General features: G+C 73.3%; 20 protein-coding genes and 1 pseudogene. 7 read left to right on the top strand and 14 right to left on the bottom strand.

Going from position 1 to position 25845, the window contains the following annotated elements; genetic code table 11:
- Positions 1-43: 43 nt before the first annotated feature.
- Positions 44-1579 carry a glutamate synthase subunit beta gene (locus ACFYL6_RS29625; RefSeq protein ID WP_387176286.1) on the bottom strand — a complete coding sequence of 512 codons (1536 nt, stop codon included), beginning with the start codon at positions 1577-1579 and terminating at the stop codon, positions 44-46.
- Complete coding sequence (gene gltB / locus ACFYL6_RS29620) at positions 1572-6284, bottom strand: glutamate synthase large subunit (protein ID WP_387176284.1); 4713 nt, start codon at positions 6282-6284, stop codon at positions 1572-1574. The genes ACFYL6_RS29625 and gltB overlap by 8 nt, the downstream gene beginning before the upstream one ends.
- 144 nt (positions 6285-6428) lie before the next feature.
- Between gltB and ACFYL6_RS29615 the strand changes: the two genes are divergently transcribed.
- Complete coding sequence (locus ACFYL6_RS29615) at positions 6429-7274, top strand: GNAT family N-acetyltransferase (RefSeq protein WP_387176282.1); 846 nt, start codon at positions 6429-6431, stop codon at positions 7272-7274.
- 36 nt (positions 7275-7310) lie between these two features.
- Here ACFYL6_RS29615 and ACFYL6_RS29610 read toward each other — a convergent pair whose 3' ends face one another.
- Both ACFYL6_RS29610 and lgt read right to left on the bottom strand, forming a co-directional pair.
- Positions 7311-8498 (bottom strand): FAD-dependent oxidoreductase, encoded by a 1188-nt coding sequence (locus ACFYL6_RS29610; RefSeq protein ID WP_387176280.1) that lies wholly within the window; start codon positions 8496-8498, stop codon positions 7311-7313.
- 15 nt (positions 8499-8513) lie between these two features.
- Entirely contained in the window at positions 8514-9695 is a 1182-nt protein-coding gene (lgt, locus tag ACFYL6_RS29605; protein ID WP_387176278.1) for a prolipoprotein diacylglyceryl transferase, read from the bottom strand.
- A gap of 102 nt (positions 9696-9797) precedes the next feature.
- Here lgt and ACFYL6_RS29600 point away from each other — a divergent pair, with 102 nt between their 5' ends.
- Positions 9798-10442, top strand: coding sequence for an NUDIX hydrolase (locus tag ACFYL6_RS29600; RefSeq protein WP_387176276.1), 645 nt, complete (start codon positions 9798-9800; stop codon positions 10440-10442).
- A 278-nt stretch (positions 10443-10720) separates the two neighbouring features.
- Here the strand turns inward: ACFYL6_RS29600 and trpA are convergent, their stop codons facing one another.
- Genes trpA through trpC form a run of 3 tightly spaced genes read right to left on the bottom strand, consistent with a single transcriptional unit; the run spans position 10721 to position 13606 of the window.
- Positions 10721-11524, bottom strand: coding sequence for a tryptophan synthase subunit alpha (gene trpA / locus ACFYL6_RS29595; protein ID WP_387176274.1), 804 nt, complete (start codon positions 11522-11524; stop codon positions 10721-10723).
- 1 nt (position 11525) lies between these two features.
- Positions 11526-12764 (bottom strand): tryptophan synthase subunit beta, encoded by a 1239-nt coding sequence (trpB, locus tag ACFYL6_RS29590; RefSeq protein ID WP_387176272.1) that lies wholly within the window; start codon positions 12762-12764, stop codon positions 11526-11528.
- Positions 12765-12802: 38 nt separating this feature from the next.
- Positions 12803-13606, bottom strand: a complete 804-nt coding sequence (gene trpC, locus ACFYL6_RS29585; protein ID WP_030334428.1) for an indole-3-glycerol phosphate synthase TrpC — start codon at positions 13604-13606, stop codon at positions 12803-12805.
- 487 nt (positions 13607-14093) lie between these two features.
- Here trpC and ACFYL6_RS29580 point away from each other — a divergent pair, with 487 nt between their 5' ends.
- Positions 14094-14360, top strand: coding sequence for a hypothetical protein (locus tag ACFYL6_RS29580; RefSeq protein WP_387176270.1), 267 nt, complete (start codon positions 14094-14096; stop codon positions 14358-14360).
- Positions 14361-14479: 119 nt separating this feature from the next.
- On the opposite strand, the gene ACFYL6_RS29575 is transcribed toward ACFYL6_RS29580, so the two are convergent.
- The 4 genes and pseudogenes from ACFYL6_RS29575 to ACFYL6_RS29560 form a co-directional block, all read right to left on the bottom strand.
- On the bottom strand, positions 14480-15049 hold the full coding sequence (locus ACFYL6_RS29575) for a Trp biosynthesis-associated membrane protein (protein WP_387176268.1): 570 nt from the start codon (positions 15047-15049) through the stop codon (positions 14480-14482).
- Entirely contained in the window at positions 15046-16599 is a 1554-nt protein-coding gene (locus ACFYL6_RS29570) for an anthranilate synthase component I (RefSeq protein WP_387176266.1), read from the bottom strand. Before ACFYL6_RS29570 ends, ACFYL6_RS29575 begins: the two co-directional genes overlap by 4 nt.
- A 58-nt stretch (positions 16600-16657) precedes the next feature.
- Positions 16658-17089, bottom strand: a complete 432-nt coding sequence (hisI, locus tag ACFYL6_RS29565; protein ID WP_387176314.1) for a phosphoribosyl-AMP cyclohydrolase — start codon at positions 17087-17089, stop codon at positions 16658-16660.
- Between the two features lie 261 nt (positions 17090-17350).
- Positions 17351-17635 (bottom strand): annotated as a pseudogene (locus tag ACFYL6_RS29560) (phosphoribosyl-AMP cyclohydrolase); the annotation flags it as partial.
- Positions 17636-18230: 595 nt separating this feature from the next.
- Here ACFYL6_RS29560 and ACFYL6_RS29555 point away from each other — a divergent pair.
- The 3 genes from ACFYL6_RS29555 to ACFYL6_RS29545 all read left to right on the top strand — a co-directional run bounded on the left by ACFYL6_RS29555 (position 18231) and on the right by ACFYL6_RS29545 (position 20426).
- On the top strand, positions 18231-18986 hold the full coding sequence (locus ACFYL6_RS29555; RefSeq protein WP_387176264.1) for an ABC transporter ATP-binding protein: 756 nt from the start codon (positions 18231-18233) through the stop codon (positions 18984-18986).
- The gene (locus ACFYL6_RS29550) at positions 18983-19738 is read left to right on the top strand and encodes an ABC transporter permease (RefSeq protein WP_387176262.1); all 756 of its coding nucleotides are present in this window, start codon (positions 18983-18985) and stop codon (positions 19736-19738) included. The genes ACFYL6_RS29555 and ACFYL6_RS29550 overlap by 4 nt, the downstream gene beginning before the upstream one ends.
- A gap of 91 nt (positions 19739-19829) precedes the next feature.
- Positions 19830-20426 (top strand): TetR family transcriptional regulator, encoded by a 597-nt coding sequence (locus ACFYL6_RS29545; protein WP_387176260.1) that lies wholly within the window; start codon positions 19830-19832, stop codon positions 20424-20426.
- A gap of 31 nt (positions 20427-20457) precedes the next feature.
- Here ACFYL6_RS29545 and ACFYL6_RS29540 read toward each other — a convergent pair whose 3' ends face one another.
- The 3 genes from ACFYL6_RS29540 to ACFYL6_RS29530 all read right to left on the bottom strand — a co-directional run bounded on the left by ACFYL6_RS29540 (position 20458) and on the right by ACFYL6_RS29530 (position 24959).
- Complete coding sequence (locus tag ACFYL6_RS29540) at positions 20458-21207, bottom strand: DUF2470 domain-containing protein (RefSeq protein WP_387176258.1); 750 nt, start codon at positions 21205-21207, stop codon at positions 20458-20460.
- A gap of 84 nt (positions 21208-21291) precedes the next feature.
- Positions 21292-23079 carry an ABC transporter ATP-binding protein gene (locus tag ACFYL6_RS29535; RefSeq protein ID WP_387176256.1) on the bottom strand — a complete coding sequence of 596 codons (1788 nt, stop codon included), beginning with the start codon at positions 23077-23079 and terminating at the stop codon, positions 21292-21294.
- A complete protein-coding gene (locus ACFYL6_RS29530) occupies positions 23076-24959 on the bottom strand; it encodes an ABC transporter ATP-binding protein (RefSeq protein WP_387176254.1) in 1884 nt (627 codons plus the stop codon). The genes ACFYL6_RS29535 and ACFYL6_RS29530 overlap by 4 nt, the downstream gene beginning before the upstream one ends.
- 173 nt (positions 24960-25132) lie before the next feature.
- Between ACFYL6_RS29530 and ACFYL6_RS29525 the strand changes: the two genes are divergently transcribed.
- Positions 25133-25762: a TIGR03085 family metal-binding protein gene (locus ACFYL6_RS29525; protein WP_387176252.1), complete on the top strand. Its 630-nt coding sequence runs from the start codon at positions 25133-25135 to the stop codon at positions 25760-25762.
- Positions 25763-25845 lie beyond the last annotated feature (83 nt).

Raw genomic sequence — 25845 nt, 5'->3', positions numbered from 1 at the left:
CGGTGCGGCAGCAGACCTGCCCCACCGACCGGACGCCCGCACCTCAGCGAGCGGCGAGGGCCTGCGCGGCCGGGCCCACCGGGGCCGGCAACGTGCCGACACCGCCCAGATAGCCGTGGATGGCAGCGGCGGCCGCCCGCCCCTCGGCGATGGCCCAGACAATCAGCGACGCGCCCCGGTGCATGTCACCGGCCACGAACACCCCGTCGGCGTCGGTCTGCCAGTCGTCGCGGGCGTCGATGGCGCCCCGAGGGTTGCGGGCCACGGCGAACTGGGCCAACAGCGGCTGCTGCTCGGTGCCCTCGAAGCCGATCGCCAACAGCACCAGATCGGCCGGCAGCTCCCGCTCGGAGCCCGGCACCACGGTGACGACCCGTCGGCCGTCGCGCTTCTCCACTGTCACCTCGGCGATCCGCACCGCCCGCACCTGGCCGGTGCCGTCGTCCACGAACTCCTGCACCGCCACGGCGAAGACCCGCTCGCCACCCTCCTCGTGCGCCGGGTAGCTGCGCAGGACCCACGGCCAGGTCGGCCATGGGTCCCGTGCCTCGTCGCGCTCCTGCGGCGGCTGCGGGTACAGGTCGAGCTGGTGCACGCCCGCGGCGCCCTGGCGGTGCGCCACGCCGAGACAGTCAGCCGCCGTGTCACCGCCACCGATGATCACCACGTGCTTGCCGGCCGCGTCGATCGGGGTGCCGTCCGGCAACACCGCAGGCGCCAGCCGACGCTCGCCGGTGGCCACCACGCCGGCCTGGTCGGTGGCCGCGGTGGCGACCGCGCGATTCGCCGCGACCAGGTGCGCCATCGCCTGGTGTACGCCCCGAAGCGCCCGCCCCGGGGTCTCCGGGGTGTCCCGGCCCTGCAACGCCCCGGCGGCCAGCAGCACCGCGTCGTGCTCAGCGCGCAACTGGTCGGCGGTGACGTCCACCCCGACGTTCACGCCGGTGCGGAAGAGCACCCCCTCGGCGGTGAGCTGGGCCAACCGGGCGTCGATGTGCCGCTTCTCCAACTTGAAGTCGGGGATGCCGTACCGGAGCAGACCACCGATCGCGTCGTCGCGTTCGTACACCGTCACCGCGTGACCGGCGCGGGCCAGCTGCTGGGCGGCGGCGAGGCCGGCGGGCCCGGAGCCGACGACGGCGACCGAGCGGCCCGACGGCGCCGGCACCGGGCGGGGGGTGAACCCCCGCGCCGCCGCGGCGTCGGCGATCTCCACCTCGACCTGCTTGATGGTCACCGGTTGACCGCCGGAGATGCCGAGCACGCACGCCGCCTCGCAGGGCGCCGGGCAGAGCCGGCCGGTGAACTCCGGGAAGTTGTTGGTGGCGTGCAGCGATTCGATGGCGGCGTCCCAGTTGCCGGTCCGCACCAGGTCGTTCCAGTCCGGGATGCGGTTGCCCAGCGGGCAGCCGTCGTGGCAGAACGGGATGCCGCAGTCCATGCATCGGGTGGCCTGCTCACGGACCAACTCGTCGCCGGCCGGCGGGTACACCTCCCGCCAATCGCTGATCCGCACCGGCACCGGGCGGCGGGCCGGCAACCGCCGGTCGTAGCGCAGGAAACCGTTCGGGTCAGGCACGTGCCACCTCCTGGGCAGCCACCCGCGGGGCGGGCGGCACCGGCATCGCCGGCACAGCGGGCGCGGTCAGTTCTGTCATGACCGCGTCGTCGACGTCGCGGCCGGCTGCTTCGGCGGCCCGCATGATCTCCAGCACCCGGCGGTAGTCGCGGGGTACCACCGCGGTGAACTCGGCCACCGCCTCCGGCCACCGCTTGAGCAACTCCTCGGCGACCGCCGACCCGGTCTCGGCCACGTGCCGTTGGACCAGCTCGTGCAACAGCGACTGCTCCTGCTCGCCCAGCGGCAACAGGTCGACCAGTTCCGCGTTGACCCGGGCCCGGTCCAGGTGGTGCACGAACGCCGTGCCACCGGACATGCCGGCCGCGAAGTTCCGGCCGGTCGCGCCGAGCACCACCACCGTGCCGCCGGTCATGTACTCGCAGCCATGGTCGCCGACACCCTCGACCACGGCGACCGCGCCGGAGTTGCGCACCGCGAACCGCTCCCCCACCCGGCCGCGCAGGAAGACCTCGCCCGCCGTGGCCCCGTACAGGATGGTGTTGCCGGCGATGATCTGATCCTCGGCCCGCCGACCCGGCTCGGCGTCCGGGTCGAGGAACGGCGCGGCGGCGTCCGGGCGGACGATGAGCCGGCCCCCGGAGAGGCCCTTGCCCACGTAGTCGTTGGCGTCGCCGTGCAGGCGCAGGGTCACCCCGCGCGGCAGGAACGCGCCGAACGACTGCCCAGCCGTGCCGTGCAGCACGAACTCGATGGTGTCCTCGGGAAGGCCGGCGCCACCGAAGCGACGGGTCACCTCACCGCCGAGCATCGCGCCGACGCTGCGGTGCTCGTTGCGCACCGCCACCTCGACCCGCACCGGCGCCCCGGCCTCCAGAGCCGGACGGGCCAGCGCGATCAGCTCGTTGTCGAGTGCCTGCTCCAGGCCGTGATCCTGGGCGCGGACCCCGCGTCGGGCCGCGCCGGCGGGCAGCTCCGGCAGGTGCAGGACGGGCGCCAGGTCCAACCCGTTCGCCTTCCAGTGCGTCACCGCCGGGGCCACGTCGAGCAGCTCGGACTGCCCGATCGCCTCCTCGATCGACCGGAAGCCCAACTCGGCCAGGTAACCCCGAACCTCCTCGGCGAGGAAGAGGAAGAAGTTCTCCACGAACTCCGGCTTGCCGGTGAAGCGCTCCCGCAGCACCGGATTTTGGGTGGCGATGCCGACCGGGCAGGTGTCCAGGTGGCAGACGCGCATCATCACGCAGCCCTCGACGATCAGCGGCGCGGTCGCGAAGCCGAACTCCTCCGCGCCGAGCAGCGCCGCGACCAGCACGTCCCGGCCGGTCTTGAGCTGACCGTCGACCTGCACGGTGACCCGGTCGCGCAGCTTGTTGAGCAACAGCGTCTGCTGCGCCTCGGCCAGCCCCAGCTCCCAGGGGGTGCCGGCGTGCTTGAGCGAGTTCATCGGGGAGGCGCCCGTGCCGCCGTCGTGGCCGGAGATCAGGATGACGTCCGCCTTGAGCTTCGCCACCCCGGCGGCGACGGTGCCGACGCCGACCTCGCTGACCAGCTTGACGTGCACCCGGGCCGCCGGGTTGACGCACTTCAGGTCGTGCACCAACTGGGCGAGGTCCTCGATGGAGTAGATGTCATGGTGCGGCGGCGGGGAGATCAGACCCACGCCGGGGGTGGCGTGCCGGGTCCGGGCGATCCACGGCCAGACCTTGTTGCCGGGCAGCTGACCACCCTCACCCGGCTTGGCGCCCTGGGCCATCTTGATCTGGAGGTCGTCGGCGTTGACCAGGTACTCGCTTGTCACACCGAACCGGCCGCTGGCGATCTGCTTGACCGCCGAACGACGCGCCGGGTCGTGCAACCGCTCGACGTCCTCGCCGCCCTCACCGGTGTTGGACTTGCCGCCAAGCCGGTTCATGGCGATGGCGAGCGTCTCGTGCGCCTCCGCCGAGATCGACCCGTACGACATGGCGCCGGTGGCGAACCGCTTGACGATCTCGGTGGCCGGCTCGACCTCCTCGATCGGCACCGCCGGACGGACCCCGGTGCGCAGGGTGAACAGCCCGCGCAGCGAGCCGGCCTGCGCGGCGAGCGCGTCGACCTTGGCGGTGTACTGCCGGAAGACGTCGTACTGCCGGCTGCGGGTGGCGTGTTGCAGCAGGAAGACCGTCTCCGGGTTGAACAGGTGCAGCTCACCTTCGCGGCGCCACTGGTACTCGCCACCGACCTCCAGCCGGTCGGAGGTGGCGGTGCCGGCCGGGGGCCAGGCCAGCGCGTGCCGGGCGGCCACCTCGGTGTGCACACCCGCGAGACCCACCCCGCCGATGCGGCTGGGGGTGCCCCGGAAGTAGCGCTCGACCAGCCGGCTGTCCAGGCCGACCGCCTCGAAGACCTGCGCACCGCAGTACGAGGAGACCGTCGAGATGCCCATCTTTGACATGATCTTCAGGACGCCCTTGCCGAGCGCCTTCGCGTAGTTGCGCACCGCCGCGGCGGGCTCCACACCGGCCAACGTGCCCGTGGCGACCATGTCCTCGACCGACTCGAACGCCAGGTACGGGTTGACCGCCGCCGCGCCGTAGCCGATCAGCACCGCCGCGTGGTGCACCTCCCGGCAGTCGCCGGACTCCACGATCAACGCCGCCTGCGTACGCGTCTGCTCGCGGACCAGGTGCTGGTGCACGGCGGCGGTGAGCAGCAGCGACGGGATCGGCGCCAGGTCGGCGTTGGAGTCCCGGTCGGAGAGCACCAGGATGCGTACGCCGTCCTCGATCGCTTCGGAGACGTGCCGGCAGATCTCGGTCAGCCGTGCCTTGATCCCGGCGGCGCCCTCCCGGATCCGGTACAGCCCGGAGACCCTGACCGCCTTGAAGCCGGGCAGGTCGCCGTCCTCGTCGATGGAGAGGATCTTCGCCAGCTCGTCGTTGTCGATGATCGGGTGCGGGAGCACGATCTGCCGGCAGCTCGCGGCACCCGGGTCGAGCAGGTTGCCCTCCGGCCCGATGGTCGACGCCAGGCTGGTCACCAACTCCTCGCGGATGGCGTCCAGCGGCGGGTTCGTGACCTGGGCGAAGAGCTGGTGGAAGTAGTCGTAGAGCAGCCGCGGCCGGGTGGACAGCGGCGCGATCGGGGTGTCCGTACCCATCGAGCCGAGCGGCTCGGCGCCGGTGCGGGCCATCGGCCCGAGCAGGATCTTCAGCTCCTCCTGGGTGTAGCCGAAGGTCTGCTGCCGGCGGCGCACCGAGTCGTGCGTGTAGACGGTGTGCTCGCGCGCCGGCAGGTCGTTCAGCTCGATCAGCCCGGCGTGCAGCCACTCGCCGTACGGCTGGGCGGCGGCCAACTCGGACTTGATCTCCTCGTCGTGCACGATCCGCCCGGCCACGGTGTCGACCAGGAACATCCGGCCCGGCTGGAGTCGCCCCTTCGCGACCACGTGGGCCGGGTCGAGGTCGAGGACACCCGCCTCGGAGCCGAGCACCACGAGCCCGTCGTCGGTCTGCCACCAGCGCCCCGGGCGCAGCCCGTTGCGGTCCAGCACCGCGCCGACGATCTCGCCGTCGGTGAAGGCCACCGACGCCGGACCGTCCCACGGCTCCATGAGGCTGGCGTGGAAGCGGTAGAAGGCACGCTTCGCCGGGTCCATTCCCGGGTCGTTCTCCCAGGCCTCGGGGATCATCATGAGCACCGCGTGCGGCAGGCTCCGCCCCGCCAGGTGCAGCAACTCCAGAACCTCGTCGAAGTTCGCCGAGTCGGAGGCCGCGGGGGTGCAGACCGGGAAGACCCGCCGGATGTTGCCCGGCACGTTCGGCGAGCGCAGCAGCGCCTCGCGGGCCTGCATCCAGTTGCGGTTGCCCCGGATCGTGTTGATCTCGCCGTTGTGGGCGATGAACCGGTACGGGTGCGCCAGCGGCCAGGACGGGAAGGTGTTGGTGGAGAAGCGGGAGTGCACCAGCGCGATGGCGCTGTCCACCCGCTCGTCGCGCAGGTCCGGGTAGAACGCCGGCAACTGGTCGGGCGTGAGCATGCCCTTGTAGACCATGGTGCGGCTGGACAGCGACGGGAAGTACGCCGGAACGCCTCGCTCGGCGGTCTCCCGTTCGGCCTGCTTACGCAGGCAGAACGCCACCCGGTCCAGCTCGATGCCGTGCAGCGGGGAGCCGGCCGGCCCGTCGGGTGCGTCGGTCAGGCGGTGCGCGGCCAGGAAGAGCTGCCGGACCCGGGGCATCGCCGCCAGGGCGGTCTCGCCCAGGTCACTCGGGTCGATCGGCACGTCCCGCCAGCCGAGCAGGTCGGCGCCCTCGACGAGCGCGTACTTCTCGATGACCCGTCGGGCGCGCGCCTCGGCGGCATCGTCGTCGGGAAGGAAGACCAGCCCCGTGGCGTACTCGCCGGCCGGGGGAAGCGCGACGTCGGCCACCGCGCGCAGGAACGCGTCGGGCACCTGGATCATGATGCCGGCGCCGTCGCCGGTGTTCGGCTCCGCACCACGGGCGCCCCGGTGGTCCAGCCGACAGAGCGCGCCGAGCCCGTTGGCGACGACCGAGTGCGAACGCCGGCCGTGCAGGTCCGCCACGAAGGCCACGCCGCAGGCGTCGTGCTCCTGCGCTGGGTCGTAGAGGCCCTGGGCGGACGGACGGGTGTGGGGCGTCGGGGACGCCTGCGGGCTGTGCGGGTGCGGCTGTTCTGTGTCCGCGTACGGCTGAGCCACCGGGCCTCCTGTCGTCACTCAGGTTGGATCATGGTGGGGACGACGTCGGCCCGTGGGTCTATTGAGTCTACGTTAGGGCCGGGGTCGCAGGGCCACCCGAGATTGATCACACCGTCCACTGGCTGGGACGTGTAGTCTCGCGCGGTGGATCCGCGACACAAGCACGTCTTCGACCGGTTGGAACGCTTCTACGACGCGGTGCCCCGCGACGTCGCCGCTGCGGAGGATCATGGCGGGCTGGTGCTGTTCGTCCGCGAAGGCGCCGGCTGGCCGTTCTACGCCCGCCCCCGGATCGACGCCACCGAGCCGCCGTCGCTGGCCGACGTGACCTCGGTCCGTGAGCGCCAACGGAAGCTGGGCCTGCCGGAAGCCTTCGAGTGGGTGCACGAGACGACGCCCGAGCTGCTGGCGGTGGCCCGCTCGGCGGGGCTCAGCGTGTTGGAGGCGCCGCTGATGGTGCTCGACCCGAGCGCGCTGCCCGACCCGGCGACGCTCTCCGACGCGGCGGTGCGGGTGCTGGCAGCGGACTCCCCCGGCTTCGCCGCCGATGTCGCCGCCCGACGTGCGGTGGCAGCGGTGTCGTTCGCCGCCGCCGGCACCGCGCCCGGCGAGGCCGGCCCGGCCGAACGCGACGCCGCCGTCACCGAACTCGAACTGGCCGCGCTCGACGAGGAGCGCACCCGGATCGCCGACGGCCGACGGATCTCCGCGCTGGCCGGCACGCCGACCGAGGGCGCGCTGGCCAGCGGCATGGCGATGCGGGTGGACGACGTCGCGGAGATCGCCGGGGTGGCCACCCTGCCGTCCGCCCGGCGACGCGGGCTGGGCGCCGCGCTCACCGCCACCCTGGCCCGGGAACTGCTGGCCGCCGGCACCGAGCTGGTCTTCCTCTCCGCGGGCAGCGAGGAGATCGCGCGGGTCTACCTGCGGGTCGGCTTCCGCCGGATCGGCACCGCCTGCATCGCCGAACCCGCCGCCCTCATCCCCTGACCTGCGCCACTCCCCTGACCCGCCCCGGGACCGGGGTCAGGTCGGGGGGCGCCACTGGGCGGCGGAGGCGACGGCGCTGGAGAGCAGTCGCGAGTTGATCGTGCCCAGTGCGGCGTCCCGGGCCCGCAGCGCCAACCGGCCCCGGGTCTGGAGCACCGCCGACATCCGCCGGGTCTGCCGGACCACGGTCGCGGCCCGGGGGCGGCGCACCCGGTCGTACGCCTGGACGGCGTCGGGCAGCCGGGCCTCCCGCAGCAGCGACGCGAGCGTGGCGGCGTCTTCGAACGCGAGGCAGGCGCCCTGCCCGAGGTGCGGCGGCATGGCGTGCGCCGCGTCACCGAGCAGCACCACCCCACCGGGCCCGACCGGAAAGCCGTACGCGCGGGGCAGCGGGCGTAGCTCGCGAACCTCCTGTTGGACCAGGTCGGTCGGGTCGGTGGCGTCGAGCAGCGCGCCGACCGGCGCGGGCCAGCCCGCGTACCAGCGGCGCAGCAGGGCGAGCTGGGTCTCCGGAGGCTCGGGGCGGGGCGCACCGGCGGCGGTGGCCACCCAGTAGATGCCACCCCGGGTGGACCCGCCCGAGGAGCCGCGCTCGCCCAGCGACGCGGCCACGAACCGGTAACCCGCACCGAGGATCTCACCGGCCAGCGGCTGGTCGTCGGGCAGTCGAGGTGCCTGGTACCAGGGAATGACGGCCCGCCAGGCGGCGCACCCGGAGCTGACCACCCGGGACTCGGGCGCGAGTTGGCGGCGGATGCCGCTGTCCGTGCCGTCGGCGGCGACCACCAGATCGGCCTCGATGGTGTGCCGCCCGTCGCTGACTCCCGGTCGCTCGCCCGGCTCGACGCGGACGTGCCGCACGGTCACTCCGGTACGCAGCTCGACCCGGTCACCGAGGCCGGCGATCAGCGCGTCGTGCAGATCTTCCCGGTGCACCACCACGGGCATCCGGTCGGCCGGGATGGGCCGGGGCTGCACGAGCCAGTGCCCGTCCGGGCGACGGACCCCGCCGTCGGGCAACGGGGTGGCGATGGCGGCCAGGCCGGCGCCGAGGCCGAGGGCCTGTAACGCGCGGACGCCGTTGGGCCAGAGCACCACGGCGGTCGGCTCGGGTCGGACCCGTTCGGCGCGTTCCAACAGGGTGACCTGCCAGCCGGCACGGGCCAGCGCGCCGGCCACCGCGAGGCCACCGACCCCTGCGCCGACCACCACCGCGCTTCGCATCGGTGCCGCCCCCGCTCAGCTGTCCCGGTCGGCGGGACGCGCGCCGGTGGCGTCGGCCCGGTCGGTGCGAGCGGCGGACGGATCGTCCGCAGGCTCGTCGTCGCCCGACGCGAGGTCGGTGGCTGCCGCCTCGCCGGACTGCTCGCCGTCAGCCGGCCGGGTGTCGTCGTCGGGCGCCGGCGGTACGACGCCGGTGTCCTGCCAGGCGGCGTACTGCTCCTCGCTCACCACCCGGTAGCCCTCCGGCGCGGCGGCCCGCGCCGGGGTCTCCCGCTCGGAGAGGTCGACCTGGGACAGGTCGGACGTGGGAGGCGGGGTCGTCGCCCCCGCCGGGCCGAGCGGGATCAGGTAGTCGCGAGGGCCACGCACCCGGACGAAGTAGATGAGGGCGCCGAGGAAGACCAGGGCGGCGGTCCAGACGTTGAGCCGGACGCCGAGGATCTGGTTGGCCTCGTCGGTGCGCATCAGCTCGATCCAGAACCGGCCGACGGTGTAACCCATCACGTAGAGCGCGAACGCACGGCCCCGGCCCAGCTTGAGCCGGCGGTCGACGATGAGCACCAGGGCCACGACGCCGAGGTTCCACAGCGCCTCGTAGAGGAAGGTGGGCTGGTAGAGACCCGGTTCGAGGATCGGCTGCCCGGCGTCGTCCCGGAGCGCGTGCCCGGGGTTGTCCGGGTCCATCCGGTGGATCTCCAGGCCCCACGGCAGGGTGGTCCGGCCACCGAAGAGTTCGTTGTTGAACCAGTTGCCGATGCGGCCGACCGCCTGGGCCAGCGGCAGCCCGGGGGCCAGCGCGTCGGCCACCACGCCGAACGGAATGCCGAGCTGTCGGGCCGCGATCCAGGCACCGACCGCGCCGCCGGCGACCGCGCCCCAGATGCCGAGACCGCCCTCCCAGATGGCGAACGCCTTCATCGGGTCCCCACCGGCGCCGAAGTACTTCTCCGGTGAGGTGACCACGTGGTAGATCCGGGCGCCGATGATGCCCGCGGGCACCGCCCAGACGGCGATGTCGAGCACCGCGCCCGGTGCGACGCCGCGCTGCCGCAGCCGGCGCTCCGTCACCCAGCAGGCCAGCACAATGCCGGCGATGATGCAGAGCGCGTAGGCCCGGATCGGCACCGGCCCGAGTTGCCAGACCGCGGTGCTGGGACTGGGCAGGGCCGCCTGGGGGGAGAGCGAGGCGAGGGTCACGGGTGCACACGCTACCGCTGCACACCCCCGCAGCGGCACCCCGGGCCGCTGGAGCGCGCATCCCGGTGACTTCTGGTTTGCACCGCCGTAGGCTCTTTGTCCATGAGCGCGCTCACCTGGGCGGTCGCCGCGGTCGTCACCGACGACACCGGTCGGGTGCTGCTCTGCCAGCAGGGCCGCGGTGCGCGCCGCTACGCGTTGCCCGGCGGGCGGTTGCGTCCGGCCGAGGGCCCGGTGCGGGCGGCCCTACGAGACATCCGCGCGGAGACCGGCTGGGACATCGAGCTGATCGACCTGGTCGGCGTCTACCACCTGACCGGCCCTTCCGGGGAGGCCGCGGCCGGACGGGCCGGGCCGCTGCCCGACGTCCTCGTGCACGTGTTCCGGGCCCGCGCGGCCGGGGTCCGACCCGTCACCGACCCGCCGCCGGGCTGCCGGTTGTCCTGGCACTCCCCCGACGCGCTGCCCGAGGTGGTCACCCCGCTCACCCGGGCCGCCGTCACCGACGCGACCGCCGGCCGCTCCGGCGTGCTCCGCGACGTCCCCCGGGCGCCCGGCATCGCCGCCGCGCCACTGCCGGTGGCTCGCCCAGCCGGCGAGGGCCGGCCGACAAGCGCCCAGGACGGGCAGCGGCCGGAGACCAGCCACGACGAGCAGCGACGCGCGACCGGCCAGGACGGGCATCCGGGGGCGGGGCAGCCTCCGGAGCAACGCGGTGAGGCCGCTGACCCGTCCCTGCACCCCTGACAGGCCGCAACCGTTCCGAGGTCCGTCGCGTGCTCGCGGACAGCCTCGCCTGCCAGGCCACACGCGGTTAAGCGGTATATGACTGTGAGTCATCAATATGACTCACAGTCATACCGCTCCCCAGACATACATGCCCCCGCGCTGCGCGGTTCGGTCGGCCGCGTCGGCACGAGCGCCGAGGCGGGCCGGGCTCAGCGAGCTGGGCCAGCTAGGACAGGGCCGGCGGGGCCGGGCACGGCGGGCCGGGCCCGGCGAGGACAGGGTCGGCGGGGACGGGCTCAGCGGGTGGGGTTACGGACGCCCTCGGCGAGTTCGGCGCTGAGCGTGCGTAGGGCGGCCAGCCCGTCGGCCTCGGTGGACGCGTCGAGCACGCACCGGACCAGCGCACTGCCCACGATCACCCCGTCCGCGTAACCGGCGACTGTGCCGGCCTGCGCGCCGGTGCCCACACCCAGGCCGACGCCGATCGGCAGGTCGGTGACCGCGCGGGCCCGGGAGACCAGCGTCGGGGCGGCGTCCGAGGTACGCGCCCGGGCACCGGTCACCCCCATCACGGCGGTCGCGTAGACGAAGCCGCGGCAGTGCCCCACCGTCATCGCCAAGCGGGCGTCGGTGGACGACGGCGAGACCAGGAACGTGCGGTCCAGCCCGTGCGCGTCCGAGGCGGCCAGCCACTCGTCGGCCTCCTCGGGGATGAGGTCCGGGGTGATCAGGCCGGTGCCGCCGGCGGAGGCGAGGTCACGGGCGAAGACGTCCACGCCGTACCGCTCGACCGGGTTCCAGTAGGTCATGGTGACCACCGGAGCGCCGGTGGCCGCCACCGCCTCGATGATGCGCATCGTGTCCGCGGTGCGTACGCCCCCGGCCAGCGCGATGTCACTGGCCCGCTGGATCACCGGCCCGTCCATCACCGGGTCGGAGTAGGGGATCTCCACCTCGATGACGTCGACACCGGCCTCGACCATGGCGGTCATCGCGGCGATGCTGCCCTCGACGGTGGGGAAACCAGCCGGCATGCAGCCGACCAGCAGTGCCCGTCCGTCGGCGCGGGCCTTGTCGAAGGCCACCCCGATCCGGCTCATCTCACCGCTCCTTGTCGAGGATGCCGAAGTAGTCGCCGGCGGTGTGCACGTCCTTGTCGCCCCGCCCGGAGAGGTTGACCACGATGGTGGGCTCCCGGCCCAGCTCCGCGGCGAGCTTCGGGGCCAGCGTGACGGTGCCGGCGAGCGCGTGTGCGCTCTCGATCGCCGGGATGATGCCCTCGGTGCGGCACAGCAACTCGAAGGCGGCCATCGCCTCGTCGTCGGTGACCGGCAGGTAGTTCGCCCGGCCGGTGTCGTGCAGCCACGCGTGCTCGGGCCCGACGCCGGGATAGTCCAGGCCGGCCGAGATCGAGTGCGACTCCAGGGTCTGCCCGTCGGCGTCCTGGAGCACGAAGGTACGGGTGCCGTGCAGCACCCCGGCGGACCCGCCGGTGATGCTCGCCGCGTGCCGGCCGGTGGCCACCCCGTCGCCGCCCGCTTCGAAGCCGTACAAACGCACGGCCTCGTCGCCCACGAACGCGTGGAAAATGCCGAGCGCGTTGGAGCCGCCGCCGACGCAGGCGGTGACGGCGTCCGGCAGCCCGCCGGTGAGGTCCAGGCACTGCTGGCGGGCCTCGTCACCGATGCCTCGGACGAAGTCGCGCACCATCGCCGGGAACGGGTGCGGGCCCGCGGCGGTGCCGATCAGGTAGTGCGTCTCGTCGACGTTCGCCACCCAGTCGCGCATCGCCTCGTTCATCGCGTCCTTGAGGGTGCGTGAACCGTTGGTGACCGGAATGACTGTCGCGCCGAGCATCCGCATCCGGGCCACGTTGAGCGCCTGCCGCTCGGTGTCGACCTGGCCCATGTAGACCACGCACTCCAGGTCGAACAGGGCTGCGGCGGTCGCGGTGGCGACACCGTGCTGCCCGGCGCCGGTCTCCGCGATCACCCGGGTCTTGCCCATCCGCTTGGTGAGCAGCGCCTGGCCGAGCACGTTGCGCACCTTGTGCGCACCGGTGTGGTTGAGGTCCTCCCGCTTGAGCAGCACCCGCGCGCCGACCTTCGCGGAGAACCGCCGGGCCTCGTAGAGCAGCGACGGCGTGCCGGCGTAGTCGCGCAGCAGGGCGCCGAACTCGGCCCGGAAGGACTCGTCCTCCATCGCCGTACGCCACGCCCCGTCGAGCTCGTCCAGCGCGGCCACCAGGGCCTCGGGAACGAACCGACCGCCGAAGCGGCCGAAGTGGCCGGCGGAGTCGGGCTGCGGGCCGGCCACCGGGGCCAGCGCGTCGGCGCTCATCGGGAATCCTCTCGCTGGGACGTCAGACCGGCGCGGGGTCAGCGCACCGGCCGGGGCGTTGCCGGGTGGTTACCGGCGTTGACCAACTCGGCGACCGCCTCGCGGGGGCTCTTCTGGGTGACCAGGCCCTCGCCCACGAGGACCGCGTCGGCGCCCGCGGAGGCGTACCGGATCAGGTCGTGCGGGCCACGAACGCCGGACTCGGCGATCTTGACGACGCTGCTGGGCAGGCCGGGCGCGATCCGCTCGAACACCGACCGGTCGACCTCCAGGGTACGCAGGTCACGGGCGTTGACCCCGATCACCTGCGCGCCGGCCTCCAGCGCCCGGTCGGCCTCTTCCTCGTCGTGCACCTCGACCAGAGCGGTCATGCCCAGCGACTCGATCCGCTCCAGCAGACCCATCAGGACGTTCTGCTCGAGTGCGGCGACGATCAGCAGAACCAGGTCGGCGCCGTGCGCGCGCGCCTCGTGGATCTGGTAGCTGGAGACCACGAAGTCCTTGCGCAGCACCGGCACGGTGACCGCGGCACGGACAGCCGCCAGGTCGTCCAGCGAACCGCCGAACCAGCGCCCCTCGGTCAGCACACTGATCGCCCGCGCCCCGCCGGCCGCGTAGTCGACCGCGAGGTCGGCCGGGTCGGCGATCTCGGCCAGCCGGCCCTTGGACGGCGACGAGCGCTTCACCTCGGCGATCACGGCCACGCCGGGCTTGCGCAGCGCCGCGTACGCGTCCATGGGCGGCGGCGCCGCCGCTGCCAGTTCACGGATCCGCTCCAGCGGAACCTGCTCCTGGCGTCGGGCGACGTCTTCACGTACGCCAGCCAGGATCTCGTCGAGCACGCTTACGGACGCTGCCTGGCCGGCCTCGTCCCCCTCCGCGTGCGCATGCTCAGCAGTCACGAACGGACTCCCCTCTCCGGGCGTCATGGGCCGATGCTAGGGGCAGCCGACCGACGCCGAATGCCGGGGGTATGGCGCTGCTCACGAAAAGGGCTGCGGCATAATGGCCGACTTGCCGTGAACGGGTTGTCACGCAGCGCCACCTCCGGTATCGACCACCGTCACGCGGTGTGGAGCCTGGCGGCCGCAGTCAGACCGGGCCGATCCATCGATCATGCCACCAGTTTCGGGTCCGCGCCCTCCGAGAACGACGCCGATCGATGTTGTGAGCAAGCTCAAGGCCGAACGGACGGTCCCTGGTCACGGCCGAGGCGGGACAGTTGACCGGGCGGTCACCGCGGCGAAACGTCGACCGGCGAGCATCGTCCTCGGGCAGACTCGATGGCACGCCTGCCCCGACCGCAGCAACTCCTCGTGCGAGGTGACCATGAGCATTTCCGAGCCGCACACGATCGGACTGACCACCATCTCGCGGACGGTGGCGTCGCTCGCCGTGGGGGTGGTGCACAGCGTGGAACGGGCCGTGGTGGGCGAGGGACGGATGCGGACGGCACGGGGCAACGCCTGGGAGGCGGTCTGCGCCGACCGGGCCCGCGCCGACCAGCGCGCCGAGCTGAACCGCCTGGTCGCCGAGCTGACCGCCGCCCGCGCCGCCAGCAGCCGCGCCCAGTGGGAGCGCCAGCCGGTCGGCTGACAGCCCGCCGGCCGTCGCCTCAGTCGGCCACCACGGCAACCGCCTCAGTCGGCCACCACGGCCGTTACGTGAGTCGGTCACCACGGCCGGTGCGTCAGTCGGTCACCGCAGCCGTTGCGTCAGTCGGCCGTCGGGTCCTCGCCCCGGTCCAGCGCGTCCCACGCCTCGGTGGTCCGCCGCCCCGCCAACGGCGTCGGTTGCCCGGCCGGGTCGCTCTGCACCGACGAGGCCTCCGGAGCCGTCCGCGCCGGACGTTCGTACCGCGCCCCCATCGCCGGCCAGTCACCGCCCCGCACCGCCGTCCACCAGCCGCCCACGGCGGCCAGCAGGCCGCCGAGCAGGCACAACGCCGGCCACTGCCGGCTCACCGCGCCGCCGACGTCGGCCACCAGCCCATACCCGCCGCCGGCCGCCACGGCCAGACCGAGCACGCCGAGCAGCACCCCGAGCACCCGACGCAGGCGGCCCCGGGTGGCCAGCACCGCGCCACCCCCGGCCAGGGTCACCAGGGCCAACGCCGGCAGCCAGGGCAGCAGGCTCGCACCGCTGCGGGTGTCGCGCACCGGCGGCAGCGGCGCCGGACGTACCGTCAACTCGACCGACCAGCTGCGCGTCGCGGCGCACAGCGCCAGGCCCGCGCCGGCCAGGCAGAACAGCACGGCGTACGTCAACGCGCGCCGGCCGTTCACCGGGCCGGCCGGAGGGTTTCGGCGGCCGCGATCGCGGCCAGGACGGCCGCGGCCTTGTTCCGCGTCTCCTGGTCCTCGGCGGCCGGGTCCGAGTCGGCGACCACCCCCGCCCCGGCCTGCACGTAGGCGCGGCCGTCGCGGATGAGCGCGGTCCGGATGGCGATCGCCATGTCCAGGTCGCCGCCGAAGCCGAAGTAGCCGACGGTGCCGCCGTAGAGGCCACGACGGACCGGCTCCAGCTCCTCGATGATTTCCATGGCGCGCACCTTGGGCGCCCCGGAGAGCGTGCCGGCCGGGAAGGTCGCGGCCAGCGCGTCGAAGGCGGTCTGGTCGTCACGCAGCGTGCCCGTGACGGTGGAGACGATGTGCATGACGTGGCTGTACCGCTCGATGGTGGCGAACTCGGGCACCTCCACGCTGCCGGGCTGGCAGACCCGACCCAGGTCGTTGCGGCCGAGGTCGACCAGCATCACGTGCTCGGCCCGTTCCTTCGGGTCGGACAGCAGCTCGGCGGCGAGCGCGGCGTCGGCGGCGGGGGTGCCACCTCGCGGCCGGGTACCGGCGATCGGGTGCAGCAACGCCCGGCGGCGCCCGTCTGCGGCCCCGGTGACCTTCAGGTGCGCCTCCGGGGACGAGCCGACGATGTCGAACCCGTCGAAGCGGAGCAGGTACATGTACGGGCTGGGGTTGCTGGTCCGCAGCACCCGGTAGACGTCCAGCGGGTCGGCGTGGGTCGTCCGCTCGAAGCGCTGGGAGAGCACGATCTGGAAGCACTCGCCGGCCCGGATCGCCTCCTTGGCCGCCTCCACCGCCTTCGGGTAACCGCCGTCAGGCGTACGGCAGAGCACCTCGCCGGCCGGCGGACGTTCGACGGTGGAGATCATCGGCGGGATGGGCCGGGACAGAGCCGTGGTCATCGCGTCCAACCGGCCCACCGCGTGGTGGTAGGCGGCGGCGACCTGCGGTGCGCGGTCCGGGGCGTCCAACGGTGGCAGCACCGCGTTGGCGACCAGGATCGCCGAGCCGTCGTAGTGGTCGAGTACCACCAGGTCGGTGGCGAGCATCATGCCCAGCTCCGGGACGCCCAGGTCGTCCTCGGTCAGCTCGGGCAACCGCTCGAAGCGCCGGATCAGGTCGTAGCCGAGGTAGCCGACCATGCCCCCGGTCAACGGCGGCAGACCGTCGGACGGGTCCCCGACCGGGCCGGCCAACGCCGCAACCGTCTCCCGCAGCATCCGCACCGGGTCACCCTCGGTGCTCAGCCCGGCCGGCGGCTGGCCGAGCCAGGTCGCCACGCCGTCGCGTTCGATCAGGGTCGCGCTGCTGCGTACGCCGATGAACGAGTACCGCGACCAGGCCATGCCGGCCGAGCCGACGCCCTGCTCGGCCGATTCCAACAGGAAGGTGCCCGGTCCGCCGGCCAGCTTGCGGTAGACCCCGACCGGGGTCTCCGCGTCGGCCAGCAGCCGCCGGGTGACCGGCACGACCCGCCAGTGGGCGGCCAGCTCGGTGAAGGTGGCCAGGTCGGGGCTGAGGGTGCCGTCGGTCATTGCCCGACCTGCCTTTCGTTCGCGACTGTGCGGCTGCGCCGCGCGGCGCTCCTCGCGCTCACCGGGCCTCGGTCCCCGTGACGGGAAGCTCGGTGAAGAAGCAGGTGCGGTGGCCGGTGTGGCAGGCCGCGCCGACCTGGTCCACGCTCACCAGCAGCGCGTCCCCGTCGCAGTCCAGGGCGACCGACCGCACGTACTGGTGGTGACCGGAGGTGGCGCCCTTGATCCAGTATTCGCGTCGGCTGCGCGACCAGTAGGTGGCCCGGCCGGTGGTGAGGGTGCGGTGCAACGCCTCGTCGTCCATCCAGGCGACCATCAGCACCTCACCCGAGTCGTGCGCACGCACCACGGCGGCGACCAGGCCGTCGGCGCTGCGGCGCAGCCGGGCCGCGATGGCCGGGTCGAGCCGGGACGGGCGCGCCGGCGCGGGCGCGGCCAGCTCGTTCGGATCGCTGGGGACGCCGGTCACCGGCGGGTCAGGTACGGGCACAGTCACCAATTCTCCCGCACGCGGCGCGGGCACCGCCGACCGCTCCCGCCAGGGCGACGGCGGAGGCCCCGAGGGCCGATGCTGCGGCGAGAGTCGAGGCTGCGACGAGGGCCCGGACAGCGACGAGGGCCCGGGCAGTGGCGGGGGGCCGGCCGGCCGGGCCAGCTGCGCGACGTAGCGGTCCAGCCGGCCGTCGACCAGGGCGGCGGCCAGGTCCGCGCCGGCCGTGTCGGCGATCTCCTCGGCGTACGGCCGGATCAACGGCAGCGTGCCGGCGACCAGCCGTACGGCGGCGGCCCAGAGCTGCCCGGTAGCGCCCGGACGCAGCCCGAGGCAGAGCAGCATGTCCGTCCGGTAGCCGGGCGGGGCCACCGGCAGTTCCAGGGCCGCCGCGAAGGCCGCCCGGCGGGAGTGGACCCGCACCGACGGGTTGGCCGGGCGCAGCACGGAGGGGCAGAGCCGCGCCAGGTCGGCGACGGCGAGCCGGACCCCGAGGCGGTCGCTGGCCGCGCGGGCGGCGGCGGCCTTACCCAGCGTGGCGATCATCTCTTCCAGTCGGGGTGGTTCGGCGGGCTGGCAGAGCACCGGCAGGTCGATCCGGGGCCGCCAGTGCGGGTCGGCCCAGAGCAGCCGCGCCGGCGCGGTGACCGGCAGCCCGAACGCCCAGTCGGCCGGTTCGCCGAGGCGGTCCACCCAGGACCGGACGTCGCGGGCGGCCACCGAGACGTGAGTGACCTGGCCTGCGGACTCCGCCAGGTAGGCCCGGCGGGCCGCGTACGGGGCGCCGCCCACCAACACGTCGAGGTCGACGTCGCTGTGTGCGGTGGCGGCGCGGCGGGCATGGCTGCCGCGCAACAGGATGCCGACGACCGGCCGCTCGGCGGCCTGCCGCAACCGCGCGGCCCAATCCTCGAGAAAACCGCTATCCGGTAACGGAGCGTGACCCACCGCGCCATCGTGCCGTACGTCCGATCAGCGCGCAATGCCCGATGGCGGACTTCGTGTCCGGTCCGGAGCCTACTGCCCGTTCTCGCGCTCCGCGCGACGGTCGCCAGCCGGACATCGGCGCGGCGTTGCGCACGCCGCAGTATTTCATCTAGCGTTGAGTTCAACAGGTGATGAGTTTCTGTGGAGGTGCGTGATGGACGATGCGATAGCCGTCCGAGACCTGGTCGTCGACCGGGGTGGGCGGCGGGTGCTGGACGGCATCAGCTGCCGGGTCCCGCGCGGGGCGGTCACCGGGCTGCTCGGCCCCAGCGGCAGCGGCAAAACCACGTTCATGCGCGCCGTGGTCGGCGTGCAGCTGGTCAGCGGCGGGACCGTCACCGTGCTCGGCCAACCGGCGGGCACCCCGGCGCTGCGGCACCGGGTGGGCTACCTGACCCAGGCGCCGAGCGTCTACGCCGACCTGACCGTGCGGGAGAACGCCCGCTACTTCGCGGCCCTGTACGGGCGTGGGCGCACCGAGGCCGATCGGGCGATCAGCGATGTCGGGCTGGCCGAGGCCGCCGGTCAACTGGTCGGCACCCTCTCCGGCGGTCAACGCAGCCGAGCCTCGCTTGCGTGTGCCCTGGTCGGGGAGCCGGAGCTGGTCATCCTCGACGAGCCGACCGTCGGTCAGGACCCGGTGCTGCGGGCCGACCTGTGGGCCCGGTTCCACGCGATGGCCGCCGCCGGCACCACCCTGCTGGTGTCCAGCCACGTGATGGACGAGGCGGCGCGCTGCGACCGCCTGCTGCTGATCCGCCAGGGTCGGTTGATCGCCGACGACAGCCCGGCCGCGATCCGCGCCGCCGCCGGTGTGGACGACCTCGACGAGGCGTTCCTGCGGCTCATCCGGGCCGGCGAGGCCGCCTCCACCAGCACCGACGAGCCAGCCGCACGGGAGACAGCATGAACCCGCGAATCCTCGCCGCCACCACCGGCCGCATCCTGCGTCAACTCCGGCACGACCGGCGGACCATCGCGCTGCTCGTGGTGGTGCCGGCCGTCCTGCTCACCCTGGTCTACTTCATGTACGCCGACCAGCCGACCCCGCCCGGCCAGCCGAGCACCTTCGACCGGATCGCGCTGGTGATGCTCGGCATCTTCCCCTTCGTGATCATGTTCCTGGTGACCAGCATCGCCATGCTGCGGGAACGCACCTCGGGCACGCTGGAGCGGCTGCTCACCACACCGCTGGGCAAGCTCGATCTGCTCTTCGGGTACGGCATCGCGTTCGGGCTGGCCGCCGCCGTGCAGGCCGCCGTGGCCGCCGCCGTGGCGTACTGGATCTTCGACCTGGACACCGCCGGCAGCATCGGGCTGGTACTCGGGATCGCCGTGCTCGACGCCGTGCTCGGCGTCGCCCTCGGGCTGCTGTGCAGTGCCTTCGCGCGCACCGAGTTCCAGGCAGTACAGTTCCTGCCAGTCGTGGTGGTCCCCCAACTGCTGCTCTGTGGGCTGTTCGTGGCCCGCGACCAGATGGCCGGCTGGCTCCAGGCGCTCAGTGACGCCTTCCCCCTGTCGTACGCCATCGAGGCGTTGCAGGAGGTCGGCGCCCACGCCGAGCCGACCGGCCGGATGTGGCGGGATGTCGCGGTGGTGCTCGGCGCGGTGGTGCTGGCGCTGGTGCTCGCGGCGGCCACCCTGCGTCGACGCAGCGGCTGACCGCCGGCGCTGGGGTCGGCGGCCAGCGCGGCAGCCGACCCCGTGGTGGGCCGGGCCACGACGGGCCCAGGTGGACGAACGAAGGGCGGCGATGACGCGGCGGACCGGCCGGCGACCCGGCAAACCGGGCACCCGGGAGGCGATTCTCGACGCGGCGCGGACGGCGTTCGCCGAACGTGGCTTCGACGCCGCCTCGATCCGGGCCATCGCCGGCACGGCGGAGGTCGACCCGGCACTGGTGCACCACTACTTCGGCAGCAAGGACCAGCTCTTCCTGGCCGCCATGAACTTTCCGGTCGATCCTGGTCAGCTGGTGCCGCAGGTGCTCGCCGGTGACCGGGACGCCGTCGGCGAGCGGATGGTGCGCATCTTCCTCGGAGTCTGGGACTCTCCGGCCGGCAGCGCGGGGGTGGCCCTGTTGCGCTCGGCGGTCAGCAACGAGTGGACCGCCCGGCTGCTACGCGAGTTCATCACCACGCAGGTGCTGCGCCGGGTGCTCGAAAACTTCGACGTCGACCCGGCCGAACTACCGCTGCGGGGCTCCCTGGTGGCCACCCAGATGATCGGCCTGGCCATGATGCGGCACGTGGTGCGCCTGGAGCCGGTCGCCTCGGCGGACCCGGAAACGCTGGCCGCGGCTGTCGGTCCGACCATCCAGCGTTACATCACCGGTCCGCTGCCGAGCTGACCCGACAGCCCGGCCGACCCTGCGTGCCTGGTCAGCGTGGCGGACGGGCGTCGGCCGTGAGGCGCAGCGGCGGCAGCAGCCGCGGCAGCTCGGCCGGGTCGGCCACCGGGCCCGGGAAGGCCAGCCGGACCCGACGCCGGGCACCGGGTTGGCCGAGGGCGACCACCAGCCCGTAGCGGTCGATGCGCACCACCCGGGGCGGCCCGTCCGGGGTCTGCGCGGTCAACCCGAGCTGCCGGCGCAGGTACTCCGTCACCTCGGCGCCATGGCACTCGGCGAGGTCGGCGAGCAGGCGGGCCTCGACCGGGTGCACCGGGTCCGGCTCGGCCTCGGCGTACTCCACCGGGTCGATCCGCCGCACGACGCCGGCCCGCTCCCAGCGGACCTCGACCACCTCGAAGCGGAACAGCCGGAACCGGGTGCCCAGGTCGAGCAGGTCGCCGGTGGGCTCCACCGCGGCGAAGTCGACCGCCGCGTGGCGGGCCTCGTCGCCGCGCAGCTCGGCCGCCCAGCCGGACACCCAGGCGCGACCCAGGCCGGGCGCGCCCGCGGCGGGCGGCAGGTCGAGCACGTCGAGCACCACCGCGACGTCGCTGCCTCCGGCGGCCGGTTGCAGGGCGGCGGCCAGGTGGCTGGCCACCGGCACCAGCAGCAGCACCCGCCCGTCCGCGTCGGTGACGTGCCGGGCGTGGTGCGGGCCCGGCCGGTGGGCCAGGTGCACGAGGCCGGGCAGGCGGCCGGCGACGAGGGTACGGACGATCTCGGCGGAGTTGGGCCGCATGGGCGCGACCTCCTTCAAAGGTTAGGCTTACCTAACCCGGAGCCTAGAGCACCCGCCCGCCGGCGTCCACCACACCGCCGCACCTCACCGGGTCTGCTCCAGCCAGGAGGCGTAGAGCAGGCCGTACACCGAGTCGGCGTCGCGGACCAGCTCGTCGTGCGGGCCGCGCTGGACCACCCGGCCCCGGTCCACCACGATCACCTCGTCGGCGGCCTGGGCCGTGGAGAGCCGGTGGGCGATCGCGAGCGTGGTCCGACCCCGGGTGACCGCGTCCAGCGTGCGCTGCAACCGCACCTCGGTCGCCGGGTCCACCGCGCTTGTCGCCTCGTCGAGCACCAGCAGGTCCGGGTCGGCCACGTACGCGCGGGCCAACGCGACAAGCTGGCGCTCGCCGACGCTGAGCGCCTCGCCGCGCTCCCCGACCGGAGTGTCCAGGCCCGCCGGCAGACCCTCCAGCCAGTCCGACAGGCCCAGCTCGGTGAAGGCGGCGCTCAACTGCTCGTCGGTCAGCTCCGGCCGAGCGAACCGGACGTTGTCCCCCACCGTCGCGTCGAAGAGGAACCCGTCCTGCGGCACCATCACCACGCGCGAGCGCAGCGAGCCGAACCGGACATCCGTCAGCGGCACCCCGGACAGCAGCACCGCGCCGGCCGACGGGTCCATCAGACGGGTCAGCAACTTCGCGAAGGTGGTCTTGCCGCTGCCGGTCTCACCGACCACCGCCACCCGGCTCTTCGCCGGGATCTCCAGGTCGATGTCGTGCAGCACCGGCGGACCACCCGGATAGGCGAACCGCACACCGGCGAACCGGATGTCCAGCGGCCCGCCCGGCAGCTCCCGCCCCTGCTCCCCCGGGTCGGCCACGTCCGGAGCGACGTCCAGCACGTCCAGCACCCGACGCCAGCCGGCGATCGCGTTCTGCGCCTCGTTGAGCACCTCGGTCGCGATCTGCACCGGCTGGATGAAGAGCGTCACCAGGAACAGGAACGCGGTCAGCTGGCCGATCGACAGCGTGCCGTCCACCCCCAACAGCACACCGAGCACCACCACGCCGGCCAGCGCCAGCCCGGCCGCCAACTCCCCCACCGAGCTGCCCACGATGCTGATCCGGATCGCCCGCTGCTGCGCCAGCCGCTGCCGGTCGATTGCCTCGTCCAGCCGCCGCTCGGTGCGCCCGGCGATCCCGTACGCCCGGATCACCGGCGCGCCCACCACGCTCTCGCCGATCGCGCCGAGCAGCGTCCCGGTGCGCTGACGCACCGTCGCGTACGCCGTGCCGAGGCGGCGTTGCAACTGCCGGATGACGAACACCGCCGGCAGGAACGCGGCCAACACCACAAGGGTCAACTGCCAGGAGTACGCCAGCATGACGGCGGTGGTGACCACCAGCTGACCGAGGTTGACCAGCAGGATCACCCCACCCCACTGGAGGAACTGGGTGATCTGGTCGACGTCGCTGGTCACCCGCGAGACAAGCGAACCCCGCCGCTCGGACTGCTGGTGCAACATCGACAGGTCGTGCACATGTCGGAACGCCCTGGTCCGGACGTTGGCCAGCGCCGTCTCGCTGACCGTGAACAGCCGGCGCATCATCAGGTAGCCGCAGATCGTGGTGATCGTCAGGATCGCCGCGGTGATCGCCACCACCGACCAGACCACGTTCAGATTCAGACCACCGACGAGGCCCCGGTCGATGCCCTGCTGCACGGCGACCGGCACGGCAACCCGGCCGACCATGTAGACCAACGCCAGGGCCAACGTGCCGGCCAGGCCGGTCCGTAGCTCCGGCGAGAGCGCCAGGCCCCGACGCAGGGTCTGCCAGGTCGTCTCCTCCCGGGCCTCCTGCGTGTCACTCGTTTCCGTAGTCGTCACCGATCCACCTCGATTTCCAGGCCCGACGGCAGCGGCGCCACGTCGTCGCCGTACGAACTCTCCTGCGCACGCTCGACCTCGGCCTGCTCGTACGCGGTGACCAGGTCGACGTACCCGGGCACGGTGGCCAACAACTCGCTGTGGGTGCCCCGGGCGATCACCCGTCCCTGCTCCACGTAGATGACCTCGTCGGCGAGCGCGATGGTGGCCCGGCGGTACGCCACCACCAGGATCGACGCGGCCGGAACCCCCGCCTGCGCGGTCGAGGACCGCAGCCCTGCCAGGATGGCCGCCTCCACTCGAGGATCGACCGCGCTTGTCGCGTCATCGAGCACCAGCAGGCGCGGTCGACCGGCCAGCGCGCGGGCCAGGGTGAGCCGTTGGCGCTGGCCGCCGGAGAGCGAGGTGCCGCGCTCGCCGACCATGGTGTCCAGACCATCGGGGAGCGCGGCGACGAAACCGTCCGCCTCGGCCAGCCGCAGCGCCGCCCAGACCACCTCGTCGTCGACACCGGGCCGGTCGAGGGCGATGTTGGCGCGGACCGTGTCGTCGAAGATGAAGGGCACCTGGGCGACCAGGGCCACCGTGCTAGCCAGCGACGCGGAGGTCAGCTCGCGCACGTCCACGCCGTCCAGGAGCACCGTCCCGGAGTCCGGGTCGACGAGGCGCACCGCCAGCGAGGCGATGGTGGACTTGCCTGCACCGGTGGGCCCCACCAGGGCCACCGTCCGACCGGACGGCACCGTGAAGCCGACCTCGCCGAGGACCTGCGCGCCGGGCGGGTGCGCCTCGGCCGGCGGGTAGGAGTAGTGCACGTCGTCGAAGGTGAGGGTGGCCGGGCCGGCGCCGGCCGGGTCGAGCACCCGCTGCCCGTACGGCATCTCGCCGGTGGCGTCGAGCACCCGGCGGACCCGGTCCCAGCCGGCGACGCTGCGCGGCAGCTCGGCAAGCACCCAACCGATGGCCCGCACCGGAAAGGCCAGCACGGTGAAGAGGAAGGCCACGCTGACCAACTCGGTCACGCTGATCGCGCCCTGGCGCAGCCGGAACGCCCCGACCACGAGCACGGCCAGGGTGCCGAGGCTGGGCAGCGTCTCCAGCAGCGGGTCGAAGATGCCGCGCAGCCGGCCAACCGCGATCAGCGAGTCGCGCAGCTCACCGGCGCGGCCCGCGAACCGGGCGGTCTCCTGGGCCTCGCGGCCCATCGTCTTGACCACCAGGGCGCCGTCGAAGCTCTCGTGGGCGATGCCGCTGACCTCGGCGCGCAGCCGCTGCGCCCGGGCCTGCCGGGGGGCCATCCGGCGGGAGTAGACGACGTTGAGCGCGAACAGCGCGGGGAAGACCGCGAGCCCGACCAGGGCGAGCGCCCAGTCGGTGGCGAAGAGCGACACGATCGCGCCGACCAGCATCACCAACGTGCCGACGGCGAACGGCAGCGGCGCGATCGGGTACCAGGCCGCCTCCACGTCGGAGTTGGCGTTGGAGAGCAGGGTGCCGGTGGAGTTGCGGTGGTGCCAGGACAGCGGCAGCTCCAGGTAGCGGCGCGTGACCCTGCGGCGGTAGGAGGCCTGGAGGCGGTACTGCATGTAGCCGGCACCGAGGCGGCGGCCGAAGATGCCCGCTACCCGCAGCACGCTGATCCCGAACAACGCGGTCGCGGCCAGCGCCAGGGTGCCGGCGCCCACCTCGCCGCGTTCGATGGCCGGGAGCGCCACCTCTCCGATGACCGACCCGACGACCCGGGCGCTGACAATGATCATCCCGCCGAAGAGCACGCTGCCGACGACCGCCACCGCGAAGATCCGCGGCTGCTCACGGATGGCCTGCCGCAGGACCCCCAGCCCTCGACTGAGAACGTCCCGACTTGTCTTGCTCGCCACACTCTCCCCCGCCGTAAGCCGCAATTATCTCCCTCATCCTTACCGGTCAAGGCCAGCACCGCCGACCCTGACTGGATATGTCGACCATCACGTACCGGACGGCGGCGTGCCGCCGTCCGCCGACGGGTGTCCGCCGTCGCGCGCCGACCGGCCACCGGGCCTACGATCGGGCCATGCCGCGGTACGCCCGAGCCGAGCGCGAGGCGCTGGCCGATCTTCTGCTGGCCCTCGGGCCGGCCGCCCCGACGATCAACGAGGGCTGGGCGACCCGTGACCTCGCCGCGCATCTGGTGCTGCGGGAGCGCCGTCCGGACGCGGCGGGTGGGATCGTGCTGCCACCGCTGCGCGGCTACGCCGAGCGGGTCCGCCGGCGACTCGCCGCACAGCCCTACCCCGAACTGGTGGAGCAGGTGCGGCGACCGCCGCTCTGGAGCCCGGTCAGCAACCCCGTGACCGACGAACTGGCCAACACGATGGAGTTCTTCATCCATCACGAGGACGTCCGACGGGCCGGCTCCGGGTGGCAGCCGCGCGATCTGCCCACCGGCCTGCAGAGCGCGCTCTGGAAACGTGCGACCCCGATGGCCCGGCTGGCACTGCGCCGGTTTCCGGCGGACCTCTACGTGCAGGCGCCCGGCCACGGCGAGGTCTCCGTCGGTCGCGGCGGCGAGCCGCTGCGCCTGGTCGGCGCCCCGGCCGAGCTGGTGCTGTTCTTCTCCGGCCGGCAACGGGTGGCCCGGGTCCAGCTGAGCGGTTCGGCGGAGGCGGCTCGGCGACTGCGCGCCGCCAACCTGGGCATGTGACTCTGTGTGCGTAAACGGTCACGGGATAGCTGTGGAATTTCCCACACCCAGCGAAACATACTGATACCTCCTCCCGTACGCTT

The sequence above is a fragment of the Micromonospora sp. NPDC007208 genome (assembly GCF_042869175.1).
Lineage (GTDB): Bacteria > Actinomycetota > Actinomycetes > Mycobacteriales > Micromonosporaceae > Micromonospora > Micromonospora foliorum.
Note: the sequence above shows the minus strand (reverse complement) of the source record. Positions and strands in the feature narration are given on the sequence as shown.

Excerpts from the sequence above, each read along its gene's own strand:
- trpB (WP_387176272.1), bottom strand. The coding sequence starts at position 12,764 with ATGAGCGCCGACGCGCTGGCCCCGGTGGCCGGCCCGCAGCCCGACTCC.
- ACFYL6_RS29610 (WP_387176280.1), bottom strand. The coding sequence starts at position 8,498 with ATGCGAAGCGCGGTGGTGGTCGGCGCAGGGGTCGGTGGCCTCGCGGTG.
- ACFYL6_RS29555 (WP_387176264.1), top strand. The coding sequence starts at position 18,231 with ATGGACGATGCGATAGCCGTCCGAGACCTGGTCGTCGACCGGGGTGGG.
- ACFYL6_RS29545 (WP_387176260.1), top strand. The coding sequence starts at position 19,830 with ATGACGCGGCGGACCGGCCGGCGACCCGGCAAACCGGGCACCCGGGAG.
- ACFYL6_RS29570 (WP_387176266.1), bottom strand. The coding sequence starts at position 16,599 with ATGACCGACGGCACCCTCAGCCCCGACCTGGCCACCTTCACCGAGCTG.
- ACFYL6_RS29550 (WP_387176262.1), top strand. The coding sequence starts at position 18,983 with ATGAACCCGCGAATCCTCGCCGCCACCACCGGCCGCATCCTGCGTCAA.
- ACFYL6_RS29600 (WP_387176276.1), top strand. The coding sequence starts at position 9,798 with ATGAGCGCGCTCACCTGGGCGGTCGCCGCGGTCGTCACCGACGACACC.
- ACFYL6_RS29525 (WP_387176252.1), top strand. The coding sequence starts at position 25,133 with ATGCCGCGGTACGCCCGAGCCGAGCGCGAGGCGCTGGCCGATCTTCTG.
- ACFYL6_RS29580 (WP_387176270.1), top strand. The coding sequence starts at position 14,094 with ATGAGCATTTCCGAGCCGCACACGATCGGACTGACCACCATCTCGCGG.
- ACFYL6_RS29540 (WP_387176258.1), bottom strand. The coding sequence starts at position 21,207 with ATGCGGCCCAACTCCGCCGAGATCGTCCGTACCCTCGTCGCCGGCCGC.
- trpA (WP_387176274.1), bottom strand. The coding sequence starts at position 11,524 with ATGAGCCGGATCGGGGTGGCCTTCGACAAGGCCCGCGCCGACGGACGG.